This is a genomic window from Neolewinella agarilytica (assembly GCF_900110645.1).
Taxonomy (GTDB): domain Bacteria; phylum Bacteroidota; class Bacteroidia; order Chitinophagales; family Saprospiraceae; genus Neolewinella; species Neolewinella agarilytica.
Genome location: NZ_FOFB01000004.1, coordinates 116,269 through 134,082, shown reverse-complemented (window position 1 = coordinate 134,082; position 17,814 = coordinate 116,269). Strand labels below are relative to the sequence as shown.

Here is a 17,814-nt window from a genome sequence, read left to right as displayed (position 1 = left end):
AAGGGAAAGGGCACGCTGCTGCGCAGCTGGAGGAAAGGGAGTATGGTAGTCGGTAGTCGGTAGTGTGGTAGAAGCTACCGCAAGGGAAAGGGCACGCTGCTGCGCAGCTGTAGGGAAGGGAGTATGGTAGTCGGTAGTCGGTAGTGTGGTAGAAGCTACCGCAAGGGGAAAGGCACGCTGCTGCGTAGCTGGAGGGAAGGGAGTAGGTAGTTGGGTAGTGGTTATTAGATTTTTGAGCCCAAAACGCCCCTCCCCAAGTGGGAAGAGGCGCGAAAAATCAGCTGGCCTTCACGGGCGTTAGTCTCAAAGCTATTGTTCATAGAGTGTGCTAAATGGAATAAAGAAAAGGGTGCCCGATCCGGCCAACTGATTCACGTTTTTGGTTCGGGGCTTAGAGTCCCAGTTTGAAGTCTACGGCTACTGCACGCCAGGAGGCAACGGTTTTACCTTCGATTTTAGCGGGAGTCCACTGCCCCATCTGCTTTAAGGCATCGATGACTACCCGATCACAGATAGCGTGGGTGGATTGCTCTACGATATAATCGTTTAGGCTGCCGTCAGGCTGCACCTTAAAACGGACGATGGTGGTGCCTTCGAAGTTATTCTCCTGCGCCAGCTCAGGGTACTTAACGTTGGCCTTCAGGAAGCTTTCCACCTCAATTGCTCCGCCAGGGTAGTTGGCCTCGTAACTATCCCGGTCTTCCGGAATATGCAGCAGTGGAGTTGCCTCTGCAGATGCGGCCTGCAATGGCAAGATGGCTGGAGCAATGGAGGCGGTTGAAAGCGTCGATTGTGCCTGAGTGTCTATGGATAACAGGAAGGAGAAGGTAAGGGCGATGGCAAGGAAAAAAGTGGAAGACGTTTGCTTTAAGGTATTCATGATTTAATTCTTTTGAATGGGTGATTGGATACAGGTATATGTGATATCCTCAGTGTTGGTGACCTCGATATGGTTACAAATGTAGAGTAGCCCCCACCCCGATGCGTTCGGATAGGTAAAAGCGTACTTCCGGCCTTATAAATGCGGAATTTCCACTGTCCGGATTTATAAATCAGGATATCTGGACAGTCAATAAAATTGATCTATCTAACTACTAATCAAGCTTTTACGATACTTACTTGGTGTAGACCCCGTAAACTTCTTAAACGCTTCATAAAAAGCTGTTTTAGAATTAAATCCGGCTTCGTAGGCCGTGGCAATGATGGTGAAGTGGCTGTAGTTATCGTCCGTGAGCATAGCTTTTGCCTTTTCCACCCGGTAGCTGTTGATAAAATCACCAAAGGACTGCTGGATTTTTTCGTTGATGATCTGCGACAAATAATGGGAAGGAATATCAACCTGCTCTGCCAGCTGACCAAGGGTTAGCTCTGGCTCCAGATAGGGCTTTTCGGTGGTTACGTAGGTCAACAGTTTATTGACCATTTGCTCCTTCTGGCTTTCTCGTAAATTAGAACTCTCGTACTTTTTCTGGGCAATTTCCTGCGCGCTTTCCGATTCCATTTGATTCGGGAAGCGATGAAAAAGTCTCGGCTTAAGTAAAGCCGCAGCGTAAACAACGATGATGAAAAAAACGAAGCAAAAGGCAAAAATGGTGACAGAAACAACCTCATATTGAGTGAAGGCCACTAGGGCAATAATAACCAATGGCACCAGTAGAACCGAGCTAAAAAGCAGCAGCCACTGAGAGTAAGTACGGTCGATCGAAGTAGAAGTAGCCGAAAGATGCTTCTGGTAGCGGAATATAAACCTGATGGACAACAGAAAGTAGACGGAGGATACTAATACTTTCGCCAGTCGTTCCCATACCGGCATTGGATAAACACCTCGTATAATCAGGTTTTCGTAGTGAGCATATTTTTCCGGGCCTGAGATAACCAGGAAATCCCAATCAATGATCAGAAAAAACAAAAAAGGAGTTACGTGCAAAAAGTCGCGCAGCTGCAAGCGAAAAGAACGCTGGGTACTGGCCTTTGCATATAAATAAATTAATGGCCCCAGCAGCGGGTAAATGAGTGCTCCCGTATTGGATATATGGGGTACATACTGAAGAATACGGGCGCCGTACAAATAGCCCGGAAGGATGAAGATAGTATAACACAATACCACAAGCGCCAAAAAAATGTTAGCGTAACTCTTTTGGGATTGTTTGGCGAGCAAGAAAACAGTCAACGATATCCCCAAAAAAACACCTACGCTAAGCATTGTATTCAGAAGCGTGATACCGCGGACAAAAAGTAACATTGAGGATGAGTTGAAGGCCTTACTTATTGAGAGTGGTCAAAAATAGTCAAACAGTCAGACAGTCAGGTAGTCAAATAGTAGCTGACGAGCAGCTGTAAGAAAAGATAGTTAGTCATCCTTCAACCCTAAAGCATAAAACAAGGCTGCCGCACGAACGCCATAAGCATTCTCGTGCGGCAGCACTATTTGATTATTTGGCAGCCTGACTATTTGACTAAGATCGGCAAGCGAGCCATCGTGTTCTCCCAACCCACGACGAGGTGGAGCTGGCCGTTGCCCTTATCGACGAAAGTCATGGACAGCGCTTCGAGGGTTTCCGGCGTCTTTTCGGTGGGTGCCTTTACTTTGACGACGACGTCTTTTTCGTCGAAGTTAGCGTTGCCCCAGCTTTGGACGGATTTGTGCAGAACGAACTCCCAATTACCTTCATTCACTTCGGCGAAGAGACCATAGCGACCGGCTTTGAGCTCTTTTCCGCCCACCATAACGTCTTTGAAGAAAGTTACTTCGGTAGTTTCGTTAGCACCAACGCGCCACATTTCACCGTACTTGAGCATTTCGCCGAAGATCTTACGCCCTTTCATTTGAGGGCGGCTGTAGACTACGCGAACCTGTGGTTCGTTGGCGGCGAGATCTTTTTCTTCTACGAAGTTACGCAGACGGGACATGTCGGGAAACTGCACGAGGTCCATCGGGCTGGCATCAGAACCGGCAAAGGTTGGCGGAGCGAGGTTGATGGGGAAACCAACGCGGGTTTGGTCCCATTCGAAGAGCATCCAAACGCGGTCTTCCGTTTCTTTCTGGAAGCCGACGGTGAAGGATTCCCGGACATTGTCTACGGGAATAACTGCGGCTTTGATGGAGACGATGTCTTTAGAAACATCCCGGTTTTGAGAACCGCCGATGAAACGCTCTTCGGAGAGCTTGATCGTCCAGAAAGCCTTACCCGGCTCGCCGAAAATGGTATAGGTGCCGGCGGGAACGATGGTGGTACCGATCTCTACCGTTTGGTAGAAGGTTACCTCAGTGGCTTCGTTGGCGCCGAGGCGGTAGTCTTCGCCGAAGGGAATAAGTTCGCCGAAGATGTTGCGATCTTTCTTCATCGGGCGACTGTAGAGGACCTTGATCTTTTGGGTACGGTCGGGGTCGTCCGCTTCAAGGTAGTTTTTGAAAGCAGCGCGGCGTGGGTAGTGCGCAGCGTCCATGGGGCTTTTGTCCATGCCGCCGAACTTGACTTCCTGGGCATCCAGGTTCAAGGTTCCCAGCAGGACAAAACAGAGTAAAAGAAGGAGATTGGTTTTCACGTGGGTGATTTTAGTTATGTAAGGACCGCAAAAATACTACAATCGTAAGAGCGTATGTTAACGAAGCGTAAAGAGGCGCGGCCGCAGGTGCAGGGGCGGTAGAGAAGCAGGGTAATTGTCCTTTGACGACAAATTTGCGGGGGTTAGGGGTTACAGGTTGCAAGTTGCAAGTTGCAAGTTGGGGATTGCCCCCTTGCAACCTGTAACCTGCAACCTGTTACCTGCAACTTGCAACTTGAACTCTACAACCTCCCCTGCACCTGCGGCCGCGCCCTGATGCTACATCAATATGCCATTAACTGCTTCTATTGGTGGTGGCAGCTCCGTTTCCCCCAACATTTCACGCAAGTCTATTTCAATTACCCGGCAGAGAGAGAGCATCGGGATATCATTGCCCAGGCCCTCGAAGGGGTTCTCAGAATAATCGCCTACCAGTTCCATCACCACATACACCCAGGCAACGATGACCGAAAAAGGGATAGAAAGCCAAACACCGAACTCACCGATTTTAGCGAACTCTCCTACCATACCGAAGGGCAACAAAAAGACGAAAATGGCAATAAAGATGAAGCTCATATTAGCGTACTGCCGGGGCAGGGGGAATTTTTTGATCCGCTCACACTTCCCCTGATGATCGTAGAAAGTATTGAGCAGTTTTTGCAATTCCACGTGCCTGAAGGTGTCAATAAACCCCTTTTCGTAAAGTTCTTTCAGGTGTTGAGCTTGTTGATCAATGATCTGAGTCGCCGTATTCTTGTAGTTTATTAATCGCTCATATTCATCAGCGGGTAAGAACCGTTTTAGTTCCCGCTGTGTAGCCCCATCGTTGGATAAGCCAACACCAATAAGCTCCTGATACCGCATGGCGTTTTGACCGACCAACCCTCCCTGGCTCAGGTGCTCCCATGGAGTGGGGATCAAAAGCTGGCTGCGCAAGGCGTAAAGCCAACCAATATGGCGGTAGAGGAGAATCTTAATAATAGCATTGAGTTCCTCCGGAACAGGACCGGATTCCGCCGGGGGATTCGCAATAAATCCTCTGGTACTCGCTCCCCACGACCGGCTGCTGTTAATGATGGCACCCCATATTTTGCGGGCCTCCCACATCCGATCATAAGCACTGTTATTTTTAAACCCAACGTAAAAGGCAACGGCAGTGCCAATGACCGAAAGCGGAAGCCAGGGAATAGACAACCAGTGGAGGCCAACTGCATCATACAGCACCGCAACGATAATCATCCAGGGAACGATCCAGAATAGGTGATGGCCGGAAAATCGCCAGACCTGACCGACCGTAAAATTCTTGTTTATGAACATTCAGCATCATTTTAGGCTTCCTAAAGTAGGGATATCTTTCTTGATGAGCGGGTTTGATCAATTAGCTGAGGAGGAGTACCTGCCGTTTCACACTATGCTTTTCGCATATGTTAGCTACATTTAGTTCTTACCACTGATCATTATGGGAAAACGATTTGCCTTTACCGTCTTACTGCTTTTAACCCTTACGGGAGTAGGAGTTTCCCTTGCAGATGACCAGAAATCCGAAGTCCGCAGCCCGCAGAACGAGGAGCTGGCGGAGACTCCCTTTTCGATCATGATGAAAGTTGTCACCCATAAGCGATGCATGAACTGCCACCCGGCCGGAGACCGGCCACGGCAGGGAGCTGACAGTCACCTCCACAACTTCAACGTTCAACGCGGAGCGGACGGCCATGGCATTGGCGCCCTGCAGTGTTCCACCTGCCACCAGTCGGAAAACAATGACTTTGCCGGAGTGCCCGGTGCCCCTCACTGGCACCTGGCGCCAATAAGTATGGCCTGGGAAGGGCTTAGCCGGACGGAGATTGCCCGCTCCATGCTGAATCCGGAAAATAACGGCGGGAAGACACTCGAAGAGACCGTAAAGCATATGACCGAGGACGAGCTCGTCCTCTGGGCCTTTGAGCCGGGAGTTGACAACGAAGGTATTCCCCGTGAGCTCCCTCCGGTAAGTAAAGAAGCATTCATCTCCGCGGTTAAAGCCTGGGCGGCAGCCGGGGCAGAGATTCCGGAGGAGTGAATCTTAATTTTCGGGTATAACTGTAGATGTACCCGGGGCGTTTCAGCGTATATCTACCGAATACTCCGACCGCCAATTTAACCAAACAAAAGCCAGCCTCCAGATCATGCCAACTACTTTCACCCTCAACGGGAAATCCGTCACCGTTCAAGCTGACGAAAACAGCCCCCTACTCTGGGCCATCCGGGATGAGTTAAACCTGAAGGGTACCAAGTTCGGCTGCGGCAAAGCCGCCTGCGGAGCCTGCACGCTTCACGTTAACGGCAAAGCCGTCCGGTCCTGTTCCTACGCCCTCAAATTTGCTGCCGGCAAAGAGATTACCACCATTGAAGGTCTCAGTTCCGGAGATGAGCTCCACCCCGTCCAGCAGGCCTGGATGGAAGAAATCGTACCGCAGTGCGGCTACTGCCAACCCGGGTTCATCATGGCTACTGCGGCGATGTTGGAAACTATCCCTAATCCAACCGATGAAGACATCGATAACAACATCGTCAATGTCTGCCGTTGCGCCACCTACTACCGGATGCGCAAAGCCATTCACCGTGCCGCCGAAATCAAAAGTCAAACTACCTAAATCGCCCCATCATGTCTGAAGCAAAAAAAGAAAAGCAGGGCTTTTCCCGGCGCAAGTTCCTTGTCCGGGCGGGTATCGGTGTCGGCTTGTTAGTAGGCACCACTTACTGCCTTCCCATCCGGCGGAAAATCGCAGAGACCATAAACACGGCCGAATCCCCCTATTTGGGTAGTACTGATGAACCGCAGATATGGTTTGAGGTCAAACCTGACAACTCCATCCTTTTCCACTGCCCTAAAGTGGAAATGGGCCAGGGCACCTTCACGGGCCTGGCACAGATTGCGGCGGATGAGTTAGAGGTTGGTATTGAGCAGATTCAGGTGGTTCACGCAGCTACCAGCACGGGCAATATTGATCAGTTCTCTACTGGTGGCAGCACCAGTATCAACAGCCTCTGGATGCCGCTTCGGGAACTGGCCGCCACCATGCGCGTGATGCTGATAAACGCAGCCGCAGCGCAATTAGGCCTCGAAGCCAGTAGCCTTTCTGCACTAAACGGAGTCGTTTCCGGTGGAGGAAAATCCATCACCTTCGGCGAAATCGTTCAGGCAGTCAGCGAGTGGGAAGTCCCCGACACACCTCCGTTGAAAGACGTGAAAGAGTATAAATACGTCGGTAAGCCCACCCCCAGGGTGGACCTTCGGGATAAAGTTCTCGGAGCCCCCATTTTCGGAATGGACGCCAGCCTGCCGGATATGCTGTACGGCTCGGTCGTTCGCCCGTCGGGCATTGACACGAAAATGGTCAGTGTCGACGTAAGTGAAGCGGAAGGGATGCCCGGTGTAGTAAAGATTGTGCAAGAAGATGATTTCGTTGGCGTAGTCGCCAACTCCTACGTGGAAGCCGAGGCTGCGAAGCAGAAGATCAAAGTTGTCTGGGAAGCCGCTAAGAAGTGGGACACTTTTAATATTGAAGAAGCAATTCTGGTGGGCAAGGGTAATTCTACCGAAATTCAAAAAGAAGGAAACGCTAAGAAGCTTCTGGCCGAAGGGGAGGAAGGCCTGATCGTCTCCGAATACTTTAGCCCCATCGGTGCACACGCTCAAATGGAGCCTAACGGAGCCGTGGCGTATGTGGAAGAAGACAAAGCCACCATCATTATGTCCACTCAAGTAGTAGCCATCACCCGCAAGGAGGTGGCGAACCGATTGGGCTTCAAGAATGAGCAGGTGATTATTCAGCCTACCTTCCTCGGCGGCGGCTTTGGCCGCCGCCTGCACACGCCCAACGCCATGCAGGCAGCCCTTATGTCCAGAGCCGTCGGCAAACCCGTCAAGTCTTTCTTCAACCGGAAGGAAGAGTTCCAGAATGATACTTTCCGCCCTCCCACCCACAATGTTCTGAAAGCCCGGCTGACCACTGACGGCAGGATCGAAGCAATATCGCATGATATCAGCAGCGGAGACGTTATGTTCGGCTCCCCACTCTTACCGGGTATTTTACAAAAGCTCATTGGTGCCGACCTGGGGGCCTGGCGGGGTGGAATGATCCAGTACCACGGCATCCCGAATTACCGGGCAGTCAGTTGGCGGGTGAAGCTTCCCTTTGCTACCAGCTGGTGGCGAAGTTTAGGTCTGTTAGCCAACACCTTTGCGATCGAAAGCTTTATGGATGAGCTGGCTGAAAAAGCAGGCAAAGACCCGATTTCTTTCCGGCTGGATCATTTAACGGAGACCAAGGCTGACGTCCGTTTGGCGAAGGTGATTCAACGAGCGGCAGAAGCTGCCAGCTACCGCAATACTCCTGCCGACGGGCGGGCAATGGGCTTCGCCTGCAGCACCGACGTTAACACCCCCTGTGCACATGTCGCAGAAGTATCCATCACGGACGGAAAGATTAAAGTCCATAAGGTTACCTGTGTGATGGACCCTGGCCTGGTTGTGAATCCGGATCAGGTTCGCGCTCAATGTGAGGGTAGTATCATTATGGGCCTCAGCGCCGTCCTCTACGAAAAAATGGAGGTGGAAGACGGAGCTCTGTATCCGGTACTATACGGCGCCTACCAAATAGCATTAATGAAAGATGCCCCAAAGGAGATCGATGTTATTTTGCTGGAAAATGACGATGTCCCCGGAGGCGTAGGCGAACCACCAATGGGCCCAATCGGTGCCGCCATCGCCAATGCTGTGTACCGGCTTACCGGAGAACGGGTACGGCGGATGCCTTTTTCAGCCAAGTAGTCAAGGAGTCAAGCAGTGAGAAATTAGCTGCCGCGAGGGATGCATTACTTAAGATAGAATCGCTTTCCTGAACCAATGGCACCTACTGATTCTTACTAATCTTGCGCAAATCTCTATCTACACCCGTCATTTCCCAGTGGCCGAGTGAGATGGGAATGTTGCCCATGGTGTTGAGCTGATCAAAGAAGTCTTTAAGCGAAAAGGGTTTTCCCTGAGCTTCCCGCAGGACGGCTAAGTCAGCCATCGCGTTTTCCACCAGGTATTTACCGGTGATGTAGCTGGTCCCGTAACCCGGTTGCCGGAGGTATAAGTGCTGCTCAAAAAGGAGTAATTCCTTTTCGGTCTTCATCCACCCGCGCGGGGTAAAGGTGGAGTGAATGCCGCCGGCTTCTTCCATGCTCATCTCGTTGGCGTGGGCGTACAGAGAGCCCAGCCCCCGGGCAGCACGCTGGGCGATCATGATGTATACGATCTCACGGACCCGTGGGTTATCGTCGTAAAGCCCTGCCTGCATAAACATTTCCTCGACGGCCGTGGCCACGCCTTCGTTGCGGGAGTCGAAGATATTATACAGTAAGGGCGTTCTCCGGACCGGGCTCGCATGCGGCTCGGTATCCATCCGGGCCAGCTCAAACCAGTGGTAAAAATGAGAGTAGAGCGGACGCTGGTCATAATGCGCCGTGATCCAGAAGAAGTTCCGGGTGTCGGCAGGAACGAAGCCACCGAGGTGCTCCCGCAATGCCGGGTCGAAATAGTCTTTCACGGTCACGATGTCCTGATCTTCCAGAAAACTCATCAGGCTTTTGGCCGATTCATCCGCCATTTGTGCATAAGCTTCCGGTGTATCAGCAGCTACGAGTGGAGGAAGAGAGCGGTTGCGGTGCTCTTCCAGCTTAAGGGAGGACCACGCCCGCGCCAGTTCCCGTTTCAGGATCATCACCTCATCCTCCCAGCTCAGAGGGACCAGGTGGACGTTTTGCAGGTACCAGGTATAATTCTCCTTACCAATGCCCGAAGGTCCCGTTTTAGATGCGGCCTCCGATTGTAGCCAGGCGACCAACTCCTCCGTCGACTGCACCGCCTGCGTTATCGCCCGGACGAGGTCCGCGTCTTCAGCTACCCCTTTTCGAGCAAGGACAGACTGAAGGTTCTTGCCCTGGGCCTCAATATCCCGGATACCGGCCACCCACAGTTCCCGGGCGTTGCCCGTCAGGTTAATTTTTGCCTGAGCGTTTAAGGCTGGTATCTTTCCAAGGTCTCCGAGCAGGCGTTCCTTCTCTGCCGGGCTCAGTGGGAAGGAATAGGTCCATAACTCCGTAACTCCGTGGTGAGTGGGGCCTTCGTGGGCAGGTACATCACTACGCGACATCCAGAGCGACTTGTAGAAGGCCGGGTCGCGGGCCCAGGGCTGCAGGATGCGCTCGTTGAAATCGTAGCCATTCATTTCTGCCCTGATGAGGTGCCAGTCTACCCGTTGCGGGATGCTCCATCCGCTGGTATCAAAGGCCAGTAAGCGCGCCTGCAGTTTCCGGAAAGATGGGCGGCGCTGGGCGAAGGTTTCGGCCGTATAGTCCGGCGCTCCATCACGTAGTGGTGGCTCCTCGAATGTACGCCACTCCTTAAAAAGGGAAAGCAAGTCCTCGTACTCAGTACTTACCACAGCGGAAGATGCCCCCTGAGCGATGACCAAGGTATTACAGCTAAAGAAAATAAAGGATAGCAATAATAGAGAAAGCGAGTAAAACGGACGCATCATGGCACAGGTTGGTTATGGCGAACCAAGGTAGGAACTATGACAGAGATTTAGTCAGGGAGTCAAGCAGTCAGGGAGTCAAATAGTAGCTGCCGCGAGGGAAAGAGGCCTCTTTAGTGTTAATAAAAAACTTGACTAAGCACTGCTTGACTATTTGACTGCTTGACTATTTGACTACTTGGCTCCCTGACTATTTGACCAATTCCTCCACTGCGCCCCACATCCGTTCAAATTCCGAGAATCCCCGCGCAATGGCGTAGAGTTGATCGCCCTTGCGGAAGATAACCGTCGGGTAGCCACGCACGCCCCATTGCCGGTTAAGCTGGAAGTCTTTCATGGTCGCAGTAACCATTTCTTCGCTGGCGAACAGTTCGCTGAAACGGACAAAATCAAGACCCAGTTCTTTACAAATCGGCTCGTAGAAAGTAGCCAGTTTAGGATCCTTATTGAGCACGTAGAAGTGGTACTGGGTGAGCTCGAAAAAGCGGCTTTCTACTTCCGGGTTCATGGTTCGGGCGGTGACAACGGCGCGGCTGCTGGGCTCCGTATTGTAGCTAAAAGCTTCCTGATCGAACAGATCATAGCCGAAGGGCTGACCGCTCCGTTCGTTGACCTCCTTCCAGTGGTGGCGAAGAAAATTCCGGAATGCCTCATCCCACACCTGAGAATTATCCGGGCGCAGGCCGCCGAGCACCGTCCGGTATGGAATACCGTTGGTGGTCGCCGCACGTTCCAGGCGGTTCAGCGCCGGAGAGATACCCCAGCACCAGGAGCACATGGGATCACCGATGTAGATGATCTCAACGTCATCGCGGAAAGGGACTTTCTCGTCAGACTGCGCCAGCGGCGCGGGAGTACAGAGACCGGTTTCGGGGTCGCAGAAAGCGCCTTCGGGGGCGGTGAGGTTTTGGGCAGAGAGGGGTGTCATGAAGAATAGAATTAGGACGGTGAAAAACGGGCGGTTCATAATAAGCGTAACCAGCAGCGGGGCAGCGGAGTTGAGACTACCGGGGATAATTGTCCGCAGGTGACAGTTTGGTTTTTGGGCGCGGACGCAGGTGCAGGCTTGGCTTGTACCGCCGACTTCAGTCGGCGACCGTCGGCTGGAAGCCGACGCTACAATCTCCGCCCCACCAACACCGCCACACAGCAGTCTCCGGTGATGTTGACCACCGTCCGGACCATATCCAGCGGCCGGTCCACCGCCAATATCATCGTTAGCGCCAGCGGCAGTTTCTCCGAAGGAAAGCCAACCGACTCCAACACGATCACCAACATCACAATGCCCGCACTCGGCGTACCCGCCGCACCAATGCTCGCCAGCGTTGCCGTAAGCACGATAACCAGCTGGTCGTTCCACGCCAGATCATGGCCCAGCACCTGGCATACGAATACTGTCGCGATGGCCTGCATCAGGCTCGTCGCATCCATATTGATCGTAGCCCCAACCGGGCAAACGAAGCTGACGACCTCATTTTTTACCCCAAGGTTTTCTTCCAGGCAATCCATCGTCACGGGCAGGGTAGCCATGCTCGAACTGGTGGAAAATGCCACCAGCTGGGCGGGTAGGATGCCCCGTACGAATGTCATCAACGGAACACCACCAAATACGCGTGCCAGCGAGGGATAAATCGTCAGCATGATCGCCATTCCGAAGAGCATTACCAGAGCGTAACTCAATAGTGCTTTGATGATGCCAACGTCGGTGGTTTCCGCAAATAAGGCGGCCATCAGGGCGACCACGGCGTAGGGTGACAGCAGGATGATGAGGTCCACCATCTTGAGCATCACGACGTTGAGGGCGTCCACCAATTCCTTAATCGGCGTCCGGCTTTTCTCCGGAACGAGCAACACACAGACGCTGAAAAGAATGGTAAAAAAGATGACCTGCAGCATCCGCCCGTTGGCGCTGAGCGCGGCGAAGAGGTTATCTGGGACCATGTTGACAAAGAAATCCAACGGCCCGGCCGCGGCTCCCGCCGCGCCAGCGCCCACCTTTGCGTTGGTGGTTTCCGTGATTGATGCCCCCAATGCCGTTACCGTTTCCTCGCTTACAAAAGACCCTGGTTGAAAGAAATTGACCAGAAACAAGCCCAGTAAAACGGCAAAGACAGTCGTGAGCATATACAAACCGATCGTCCGGAAGCTCATGCGGGAGAGCGTCGAAAAGTCTTTCAGGTCACTGATGCCTTTGGTCAGAGAGACAAATACGAGCGGTACGGCCAGCAGCTTCAGCAGCCGGATGAAGATCGTCCCGATGGGTTTCACCCAGTCGACAATAAAGGCCGGTCCACCGTCAATTTTTCCGGCGACTAAGCCGAGGGCAGCACCGAGGATAATGCCGAGGACGATTTGGTAGTGTAGAGGAATGGATTTTTTGGCAGGCATAGAGGCTAAGGTAAACGTTTGGGAGCCTTTTACCAGCTGAAGCGTCCAGAAAGGACTTGGTCTCGAAGCGTCCTGCAAGGACCGGACCTCGAAGCGTCCTGCAAGGACCAGACCTCGAAGCGTCCTGCAAGGACCTTCGAGCGTCCGGGGGGGGCAACCAGCGGACGCTCGAAGGTCGCTACCGCGACGCTTCGAGGTCCGCTTACTACCTTAGTCCCCAGATTAATTATCAATCCATGAGACTACTCACCACCTTCATTTGTCTGCTAGCCTTCGCTACCGTTTCCGCTCAGTCCCCCACCGCCCTGAAAAGCCTTGACGCCAAAACTGCCCACTACGGCGACCTTGCTAAACAGATCTGGGACCTGGCCGAAGTAGGCTATCAGGAAGAAAAATCCTCGATGCTGTTGCAGCAGGAGCTGAAGCAAGCAGGCTTCACCATAGAAGCAGGCGTAGCCGACATCCCTACCGCATTTGTAGCCAGCTTCGGAAGCGGGAAGCCCGTTATCGGTTTGTTGGCTGAGTTTGATGCCTTGCCCGGAGTTGCTCAGGAGGCCGTACCGGAGAAGAAAGAAATCGATGGCCAGATAGCCGGTCACGCCTGCGGTCACCACCTCTTCGGCACGGCCTCCACGGCGGCGGCGATTGCACTGAAGGAGTGGTTGATCTCCACGGGCAATTCCGGCACCGTTCGGGTTTACGGCACGCCGGCAGAGGAAGGTGGTGCCGGGAAAGTCTACATGGTCCGCGCAGGCTTGTTTGACGACGTAGACGCGGTATTGAACTGGCACCCGAGTGATGGCAACTCCGCCGACGCCGGCTCTACCCTATCCAATAAGTCAGCAAAGTTTCGCTTTCACGGAGTGTCCTCCCACGCTGCGGCTGCGCCGCAGTTTGGCCGCTCCGCCCTCGACGGCGTGGAGGCGATGAACCATATGGTCAACCTGATGCGCGAGCATGTACCGGAGACCACCCGGATTCACTACGTCATCACCAGCGGCGGCGAAGCGCCAAACGTCGTGCCCGCCTTTGCGGAGGTGTTTTATTACGTCCGTCATCCGGAAATGAAGGAAGTCAAGAGCATCTTTAACCGGGTAGTGCAGGCGGCAGAAGGAGCAGCACTGGGCACGGGTACGACGATGGATTTCGAAGTCATCCACGGTTCTTTTAACCTCTTGCCGAACGAGACGCTCACCCGGGTCGTCCACGACAAACTGGAGCAGGTCGGCGGCGTCACCTACAATGCCGAAGAGCTGGCCTTCGCCGAGAAGGTCTCCTCTACCCTGCCGGAAGCCCGGCAGAAAAAACTGGCCTCTGCGAACGAGATTCAACCCTTCCGTGCGCCGGAGAAACCCTATTCCGCCTCTACCGATGTCGGCGACGTAAGCTGGGCCGTGCCCACCACCGCCCTGCGTACCGCAACCTGGGTGCCGGGTACTTCCCCCCACTCCTGGCAGGCCGTGGCGGCCGGCGGCATGAGCATCGGCGTCAAGGGCATGATGGTCGCCGCGAAGACGATGACGCTCTCCGGTATAGAGTTTTTCCAAAACCCGGAATTGCTCGCTAAAGCAAAAGCAGAACTGGAGCGCCGGCGCGGACCCGGCTTTAAATACGAGGCTCTGCTCGGAAATCGGAAGCCGCCGCTGGATTACCGGAATTAGTAGCCCACTCTGGTAGTTCCCGATTGAGGAGAAAGGTCCGGGACAAAAGGAGGAATCGCAGGGGTAGTTGCACATTCCATGTGCAACGAACGCTTGCACGCGGAGCGTACAAGTACCCCGACACCGAAAAGTATGACCTTCCACTAATGAATTCGAGATTGGCACAATATCAGACCGCCAGCAAGCTATTCCCTGACCGGGAAAAGCCAGAGAATATTTTGCTTAAGTCTCTACTGCCAATTGGCTCTTAGAAAGGATACTTTCTACTCTTCTCTCCATTTTTTTTAAAAATTTCTCCTCGTCCTTTTTTACTGATTTTCAGCACAGTAAGCCAGGCGAGCAAAAAAAAGAAACTCTTTCTTAGCCCAAAGGCTTGCAAGGGTGCTACAGAACCCTCTATATTTGCACAGCATTTGGAAACACGGTCACTGAAATGCAGCGACTTTTCAAAGGTTTAAGACTACTGGTCTGGTAGTTCAGTTGGTTAGAATGCCGCCCTGTCACGGCGGAGGTCGCGGGTTCGAGTCCCGTCCAGACCGCTTAGAGCCACTCCTTCGGGGGTGGCTTTTTGCGTTTATGCTTATGTATTACATTTATCTACTTTACAGTTCGGTAGCAGATCGCTATTATGTTGGCTACACCTCTGATCTTGAGCAACGAGTTCAAGAGCACAACTCGCCTACCGGTGCAAGATGGACTCGAGGAAAAGGGCCATGGCAGCTATCCTATTTCGAAACTTTCAAAAATGAAAGGGACGCGCGGAAACGAGAAATAGAGATCAAAAAGAAAAAACGGAGGTCATACCTTGAATGGCTAATAGAAAACGGCACCGGCACCAAAGTCAGTTAGAATGCCGCCCTGTCATCCCGCAATACTGCGGGACGGGTTCGAGTCCTCCCGCTGCATAGCGGGACTTAGAGCCACTCCTTCGGGGGTGGCTTTTTGCGTTGGGGGAAGTTGTAGCGCCGACTTCAGTCGGCGCTACAGCACAAAGGCTCGAGTCTTTATTCATGTATCAGGGAACTTCCACTCCAGTACCGTTAAAAAACTCTCTATCGGACCTCTTAGCGTTCTGAAAAAACCTGAAATCGTCCTGGTTTTATAAAAAATTCAACGTAATCCCATACCCCACCGTAAAGTCAAAGCTGCGCCACTTGACCTCTTGCCAGTTGGGCGGAGCGCTTTGGTCTTTAAAATCGTACAGATCATTGAGGTCTACGTTGTAGCGACCGCCGATGCTCAGGCGACCGGGGCCGAGCTTGAGTTCGAGGCCACCACCTACGACACCCATCAGGTCGTAGCCACGGCTTTCGCCTGTCGTTTGGCCCGAGAGTCCGCTGGACAGCAGGTCGGTTTCTACGGTGTTGCCGTCGGCGCTGGCACGCCGGACGCCCTCGAGCACGATGCCGAGGCTGGCCCCGCCTTCCAGGTATAACCGAAACTTTGGCTTGCCAAGCCGGAGCCGGAGGGTCAACGGAATATCGAGGTAGTTGAATTGTTCCAGGAAGGAGGAGTCGATGTCCGCCAGGGTGTAATCATAACCCCGCTGCTGGAGCAGTACTTCCGGGCGTAAAGCAGCAAAGCCCTCTCCGAACTCGAAGAACACGCCTCCCGTCAGGGCACTGACGTTACCGGTTTGCGTAATGTTGGCCAGCGTGGGCGTATCGTTAACCGTAGCGATGCTACCACCACCCTTTACGCCGAAGGTTATCTGAGCGTTGATGGTGCTGAGGGTGACGAAAAATAGCAGGAGTTGAATCAGCAGGCGCATGGAGCAGAAGGAGTTGATGATTGCTCCTTTATGGCAACGGGCTCCTGTTTGTTACGGCTGGCGGAATAGTTTTGATGCTTTTTACTCCGATTGCATCACCTGCCTTTAACCTCCACCACCACCTTCCCCACCGTACGTCCACCCTGAAAAGTCCGAACCGCCGCCGGTAAATCCTCAAAAGCGAAGCGATGCCCGACAACGGGTTTACCGACATCGAGAGTGGCCAGCTCGCCAAGAATTTCGTGCATCAATTCCGCCCGTTCATAGAGCCAGATCAGGTTAAAACCCATAACCGACTTATTAATTTCCGGCAGGTTCTGCGGGTCGATCTTCGGTCGGCGAAGGTATTGCCACAGCAGCCGGGGATAGTTTGGGCGGTTGCCAACGGAGCCGTAACGAGCCGCCCCGTAAACGATGCTTCGGCCCATTGGGGCCAGCGTCTCGAAGCCGACGGAGAAAATCTCCCCCCCGATACATTCCATGATCAGGTGGAGCTCCCGCTCTCCGAGGGCGCGAAGTAAATCTGAGCGGAAGGTGCGTTTGTTACGCACTATCCAGCCGTCGTATCCCTCTCGTTCCAGGTAGGGAATTTTGTCCGCATGGCCAATGGTACCGATGGTGTACGCGCCCAGTTGCCGGGCGATGCGACCGGCAAAAGTCCCGACGCCACCGGCTGCAGAATGAATGAGGACCGTCTGCCCGGCCCGTAGTTGCCCCAAGTTTACCAAACCGTAGTAAGCGGTCAGGGCCTGCACGAGATAGGCGGCTCCTTCGGCCATCGTCCAATCCTTCGGCAAGGGTAAGACGTAGCGTTGATCAATGTTCAACGCGCTGGTGTAGGCACCGAAGCGGGTGACGCCCATCACGGCATCACCGACCGAAACACCCGTAACCCCCTCCCCTACCGCCGTAATGTGGCCAGCGTATTCCAGCCCCGGGGTAAAAACGCCTTTCGGGGTAGCACTGTACAAGCCCCAGATGGCAAATACATCCGCAAAGTTGAGGCCGATGGCCCGTACGGCAACCGACACCTCGCCCGGAGCGGGCGGCGGTAGCGGTTTGTCGACAATTTTGAGCTTAGAAAGAGAGCCAGCGGTGAGTTCGTAGGTCATGGGGCAAAAGGTACAACCGTGGCGGAACATTGTATCTTACAGACCAAACAAATTACCAGAATACCATGCCAGAACTTACCGTCCATTTTCAGCCTCAACCAGAATTTTACACTACCGAAGGATGCCATATCTCCGAGGTAATCAACCAAGAGGATCATCCCGACGTCTCCCTCGCCACCGCGCGGGTGGCTCCCGGTGTAACCACCCGCTGGCATACGGTGGAGGCCCGGGAAATCTACTATATACTCTCGGGTAAGGGAAGAGCGGAAGTTGACGGTGAAGTGATAGACGTAAGTCCCGGCCAGGCGGTGTCCATCCCCGAGGGCGTCCCGCAACGCATTGCAAATACTGGAACGGAGGACCTGATTTTCCTTTGTGTTTGTACGCCGAGGTTCAGGCAGGAAGGCTACCGGGAGGTGGATCGGTAAAGCGTTACCAGAAAATGCCCTCGATCTGGACATTATGGTCGATGTATATCACTAACTGTCTCATCGAAGGGAGATGATGCAGAAAATCGTCGAAGCCCTTAAACCGGACGGCCGCTTCATTTTACAGGAATACCGCATGGAAGATCCGGCGGTGCCGATCAAACTGCTGCACAAAATGTCAGAAAAGCAGGCGGTACTGGAGATGAAGCCCGTCAGGCTTCGCTTGCGGGAGAACATCGAAAACCTTCCCTGGCAACATTACATGGTGCTTGTCAAGGGGTAAGGTGATCTGTCATCCACTGCTTTTCACCTTCACTCTGCATCCTGCGTCCGCGCCCAAAT

16 protein-coding genes and 1 tRNA gene are annotated in these 17,814 nt (G+C 53.3%); 8 read left to right on the top strand and 9 right to left on the bottom strand.

Annotation, left to right across the window (positions count from 1 at the left end; genetic code table 11):
- Nucleotides 1–391: 391 nt before the first annotated feature.
- The 4 genes from BM123_RS05150 to BM123_RS05135 form a co-directional block, all read right to left on the bottom strand.
- The gene (locus BM123_RS05150) at nt 392–880 is read right to left on the bottom strand and encodes an energy transducer TonB (RefSeq protein ID WP_090165981.1); all 489 of its coding nucleotides are present in this window, start codon (nt 878–880) and stop codon (nt 392–394) included.
- A gap of 207 nt (nt 881–1,087) precedes the next feature.
- Complete coding sequence (locus tag BM123_RS05145; protein WP_090165979.1) at nt 1,088–2,242, bottom strand: helix-turn-helix domain-containing protein; 1,155 nt, start codon at nt 2,240–2,242, stop codon at nt 1,088–1,090.
- A gap of 206 nt (nt 2,243–2,448) precedes the next feature.
- On the bottom strand, nt 2,449–3,546 hold the full coding sequence (locus BM123_RS05140; RefSeq protein WP_245748432.1) for a DUF2911 domain-containing protein: 1,098 nt from the start codon (nt 3,544–3,546) through the stop codon (nt 2,449–2,451).
- Nucleotides 3,547–3,825: 279 nt separating this feature from the next.
- Nucleotides 3,826–4,863, bottom strand: coding sequence for a bestrophin family protein (locus BM123_RS05135; RefSeq protein ID WP_090165978.1), 1,038 nt, complete (start codon nt 4,861–4,863; stop codon nt 3,826–3,828).
- 142 nt (nt 4,864–5,005) lie between these two features.
- Here BM123_RS05135 and BM123_RS05130 point away from each other — a divergent pair, with 142 nt between their 5' ends.
- The 3 genes from BM123_RS05130 (at nt 5,006) to BM123_RS05120 (ending at nt 8,359) form a co-directional block, all read left to right on the top strand.
- The gene (locus BM123_RS05130; protein ID WP_090165976.1) at nt 5,006–5,605 is read left to right on the top strand and encodes a hypothetical protein; all 600 of its coding nucleotides are present in this window, start codon (nt 5,006–5,008) and stop codon (nt 5,603–5,605) included.
- A 106-nt stretch (nt 5,606–5,711) separates the two neighbouring features.
- Nucleotides 5,712–6,179 carry a (2Fe-2S)-binding protein gene (locus BM123_RS05125; protein WP_090165974.1) on the top strand — a complete coding sequence of 156 codons (468 nt, stop codon included), beginning with the start codon at nt 5,712–5,714 and terminating at the stop codon, nt 6,177–6,179.
- Nucleotides 6,180–6,190: 11 nt separating this feature from the next.
- Nucleotides 6,191–8,359: a xanthine dehydrogenase family protein molybdopterin-binding subunit gene (locus tag BM123_RS05120; RefSeq protein WP_090165972.1), complete on the top strand. Its 2,169-nt coding sequence runs from the start codon at nt 6,191–6,193 to the stop codon at nt 8,357–8,359.
- Between the two features lie 82 nt (nt 8,360–8,441).
- Here BM123_RS05120 and BM123_RS05115 read toward each other — a convergent pair whose 3' ends face one another.
- The 3 genes from BM123_RS05115 to BM123_RS05105 all read right to left on the bottom strand — a co-directional run bounded on the left by BM123_RS05115 (nt 8,442) and on the right by BM123_RS05105 (nt 12,500).
- Nucleotides 8,442–10,115, bottom strand: a complete 1,674-nt coding sequence (locus tag BM123_RS05115) for a DUF885 domain-containing protein (RefSeq protein WP_090165970.1) — start codon at nt 10,113–10,115, stop codon at nt 8,442–8,444.
- A 187-nt stretch (nt 10,116–10,302) separates the two neighbouring features.
- Nucleotides 10,303–11,040 (bottom strand): DsbA family protein, encoded by a 738-nt coding sequence (locus tag BM123_RS05110; RefSeq protein WP_245748430.1) that lies wholly within the window; start codon nt 11,038–11,040, stop codon nt 10,303–10,305.
- A 188-nt stretch (nt 11,041–11,228) separates the two neighbouring features.
- Entirely contained in the window at nt 11,229–12,500 is a 1,272-nt protein-coding gene (locus BM123_RS05105; protein WP_090165966.1) for a dicarboxylate/amino acid:cation symporter, read from the bottom strand.
- Nucleotides 12,501–12,736: 236 nt separating this feature from the next.
- Between BM123_RS05105 and BM123_RS05100 the strand changes: the two genes are divergently transcribed.
- The 3 genes from BM123_RS05100 (at nt 12,737) to BM123_RS24890 (ending at nt 15,010) form a co-directional block, all read left to right on the top strand.
- Entirely contained in the window at nt 12,737–14,161 is a 1,425-nt protein-coding gene (locus BM123_RS05100) for an amidohydrolase (RefSeq protein ID WP_090165964.1), read from the top strand.
- Between the two features lie 465 nt (nt 14,162–14,626).
- Nucleotides 14,627–14,700: transfer RNA gene (locus BM123_RS05095), tRNA-Asp, on the top strand.
- Nucleotides 14,701–14,737: 37 nt separating this feature from the next.
- The gene (locus tag BM123_RS24890; RefSeq protein ID WP_139211767.1) at nt 14,738–15,010 is read left to right on the top strand and encodes a GIY-YIG nuclease family protein; all 273 of its coding nucleotides are present in this window, start codon (nt 14,738–14,740) and stop codon (nt 15,008–15,010) included.
- Between the two features lie 250 nt (nt 15,011–15,260).
- On the opposite strand, the gene BM123_RS05090 is transcribed toward BM123_RS24890, so the two are convergent.
- Both BM123_RS05090 and BM123_RS05085 read right to left on the bottom strand, forming a co-directional pair.
- Nucleotides 15,261–15,932, bottom strand: a complete 672-nt coding sequence (locus tag BM123_RS05090; protein WP_090165962.1) for a porin family protein — start codon at nt 15,930–15,932, stop codon at nt 15,261–15,263.
- A gap of 95 nt (nt 15,933–16,027) precedes the next feature.
- Complete coding sequence (locus BM123_RS05085; protein ID WP_090165961.1) at nt 16,028–17,044, bottom strand: alcohol dehydrogenase catalytic domain-containing protein; 1,017 nt, start codon at nt 17,042–17,044, stop codon at nt 16,028–16,030.
- A gap of 65 nt (nt 17,045–17,109) precedes the next feature.
- Between BM123_RS05085 and BM123_RS05080 the strand changes: the two genes are divergently transcribed.
- Both BM123_RS05080 and BM123_RS05075 read left to right on the top strand, forming a co-directional pair.
- Complete coding sequence (locus BM123_RS05080) at nt 17,110–17,472, top strand: cupin domain-containing protein (RefSeq protein ID WP_090165959.1); 363 nt, start codon at nt 17,110–17,112, stop codon at nt 17,470–17,472.
- 73 nt (nt 17,473–17,545) lie between these two features.
- The gene (locus BM123_RS05075; RefSeq protein ID WP_175489256.1) at nt 17,546–17,755 is read left to right on the top strand and encodes a hypothetical protein; all 210 of its coding nucleotides are present in this window, start codon (nt 17,546–17,548) and stop codon (nt 17,753–17,755) included.
- Nucleotides 17,756–17,814 lie beyond the last annotated feature (59 nt).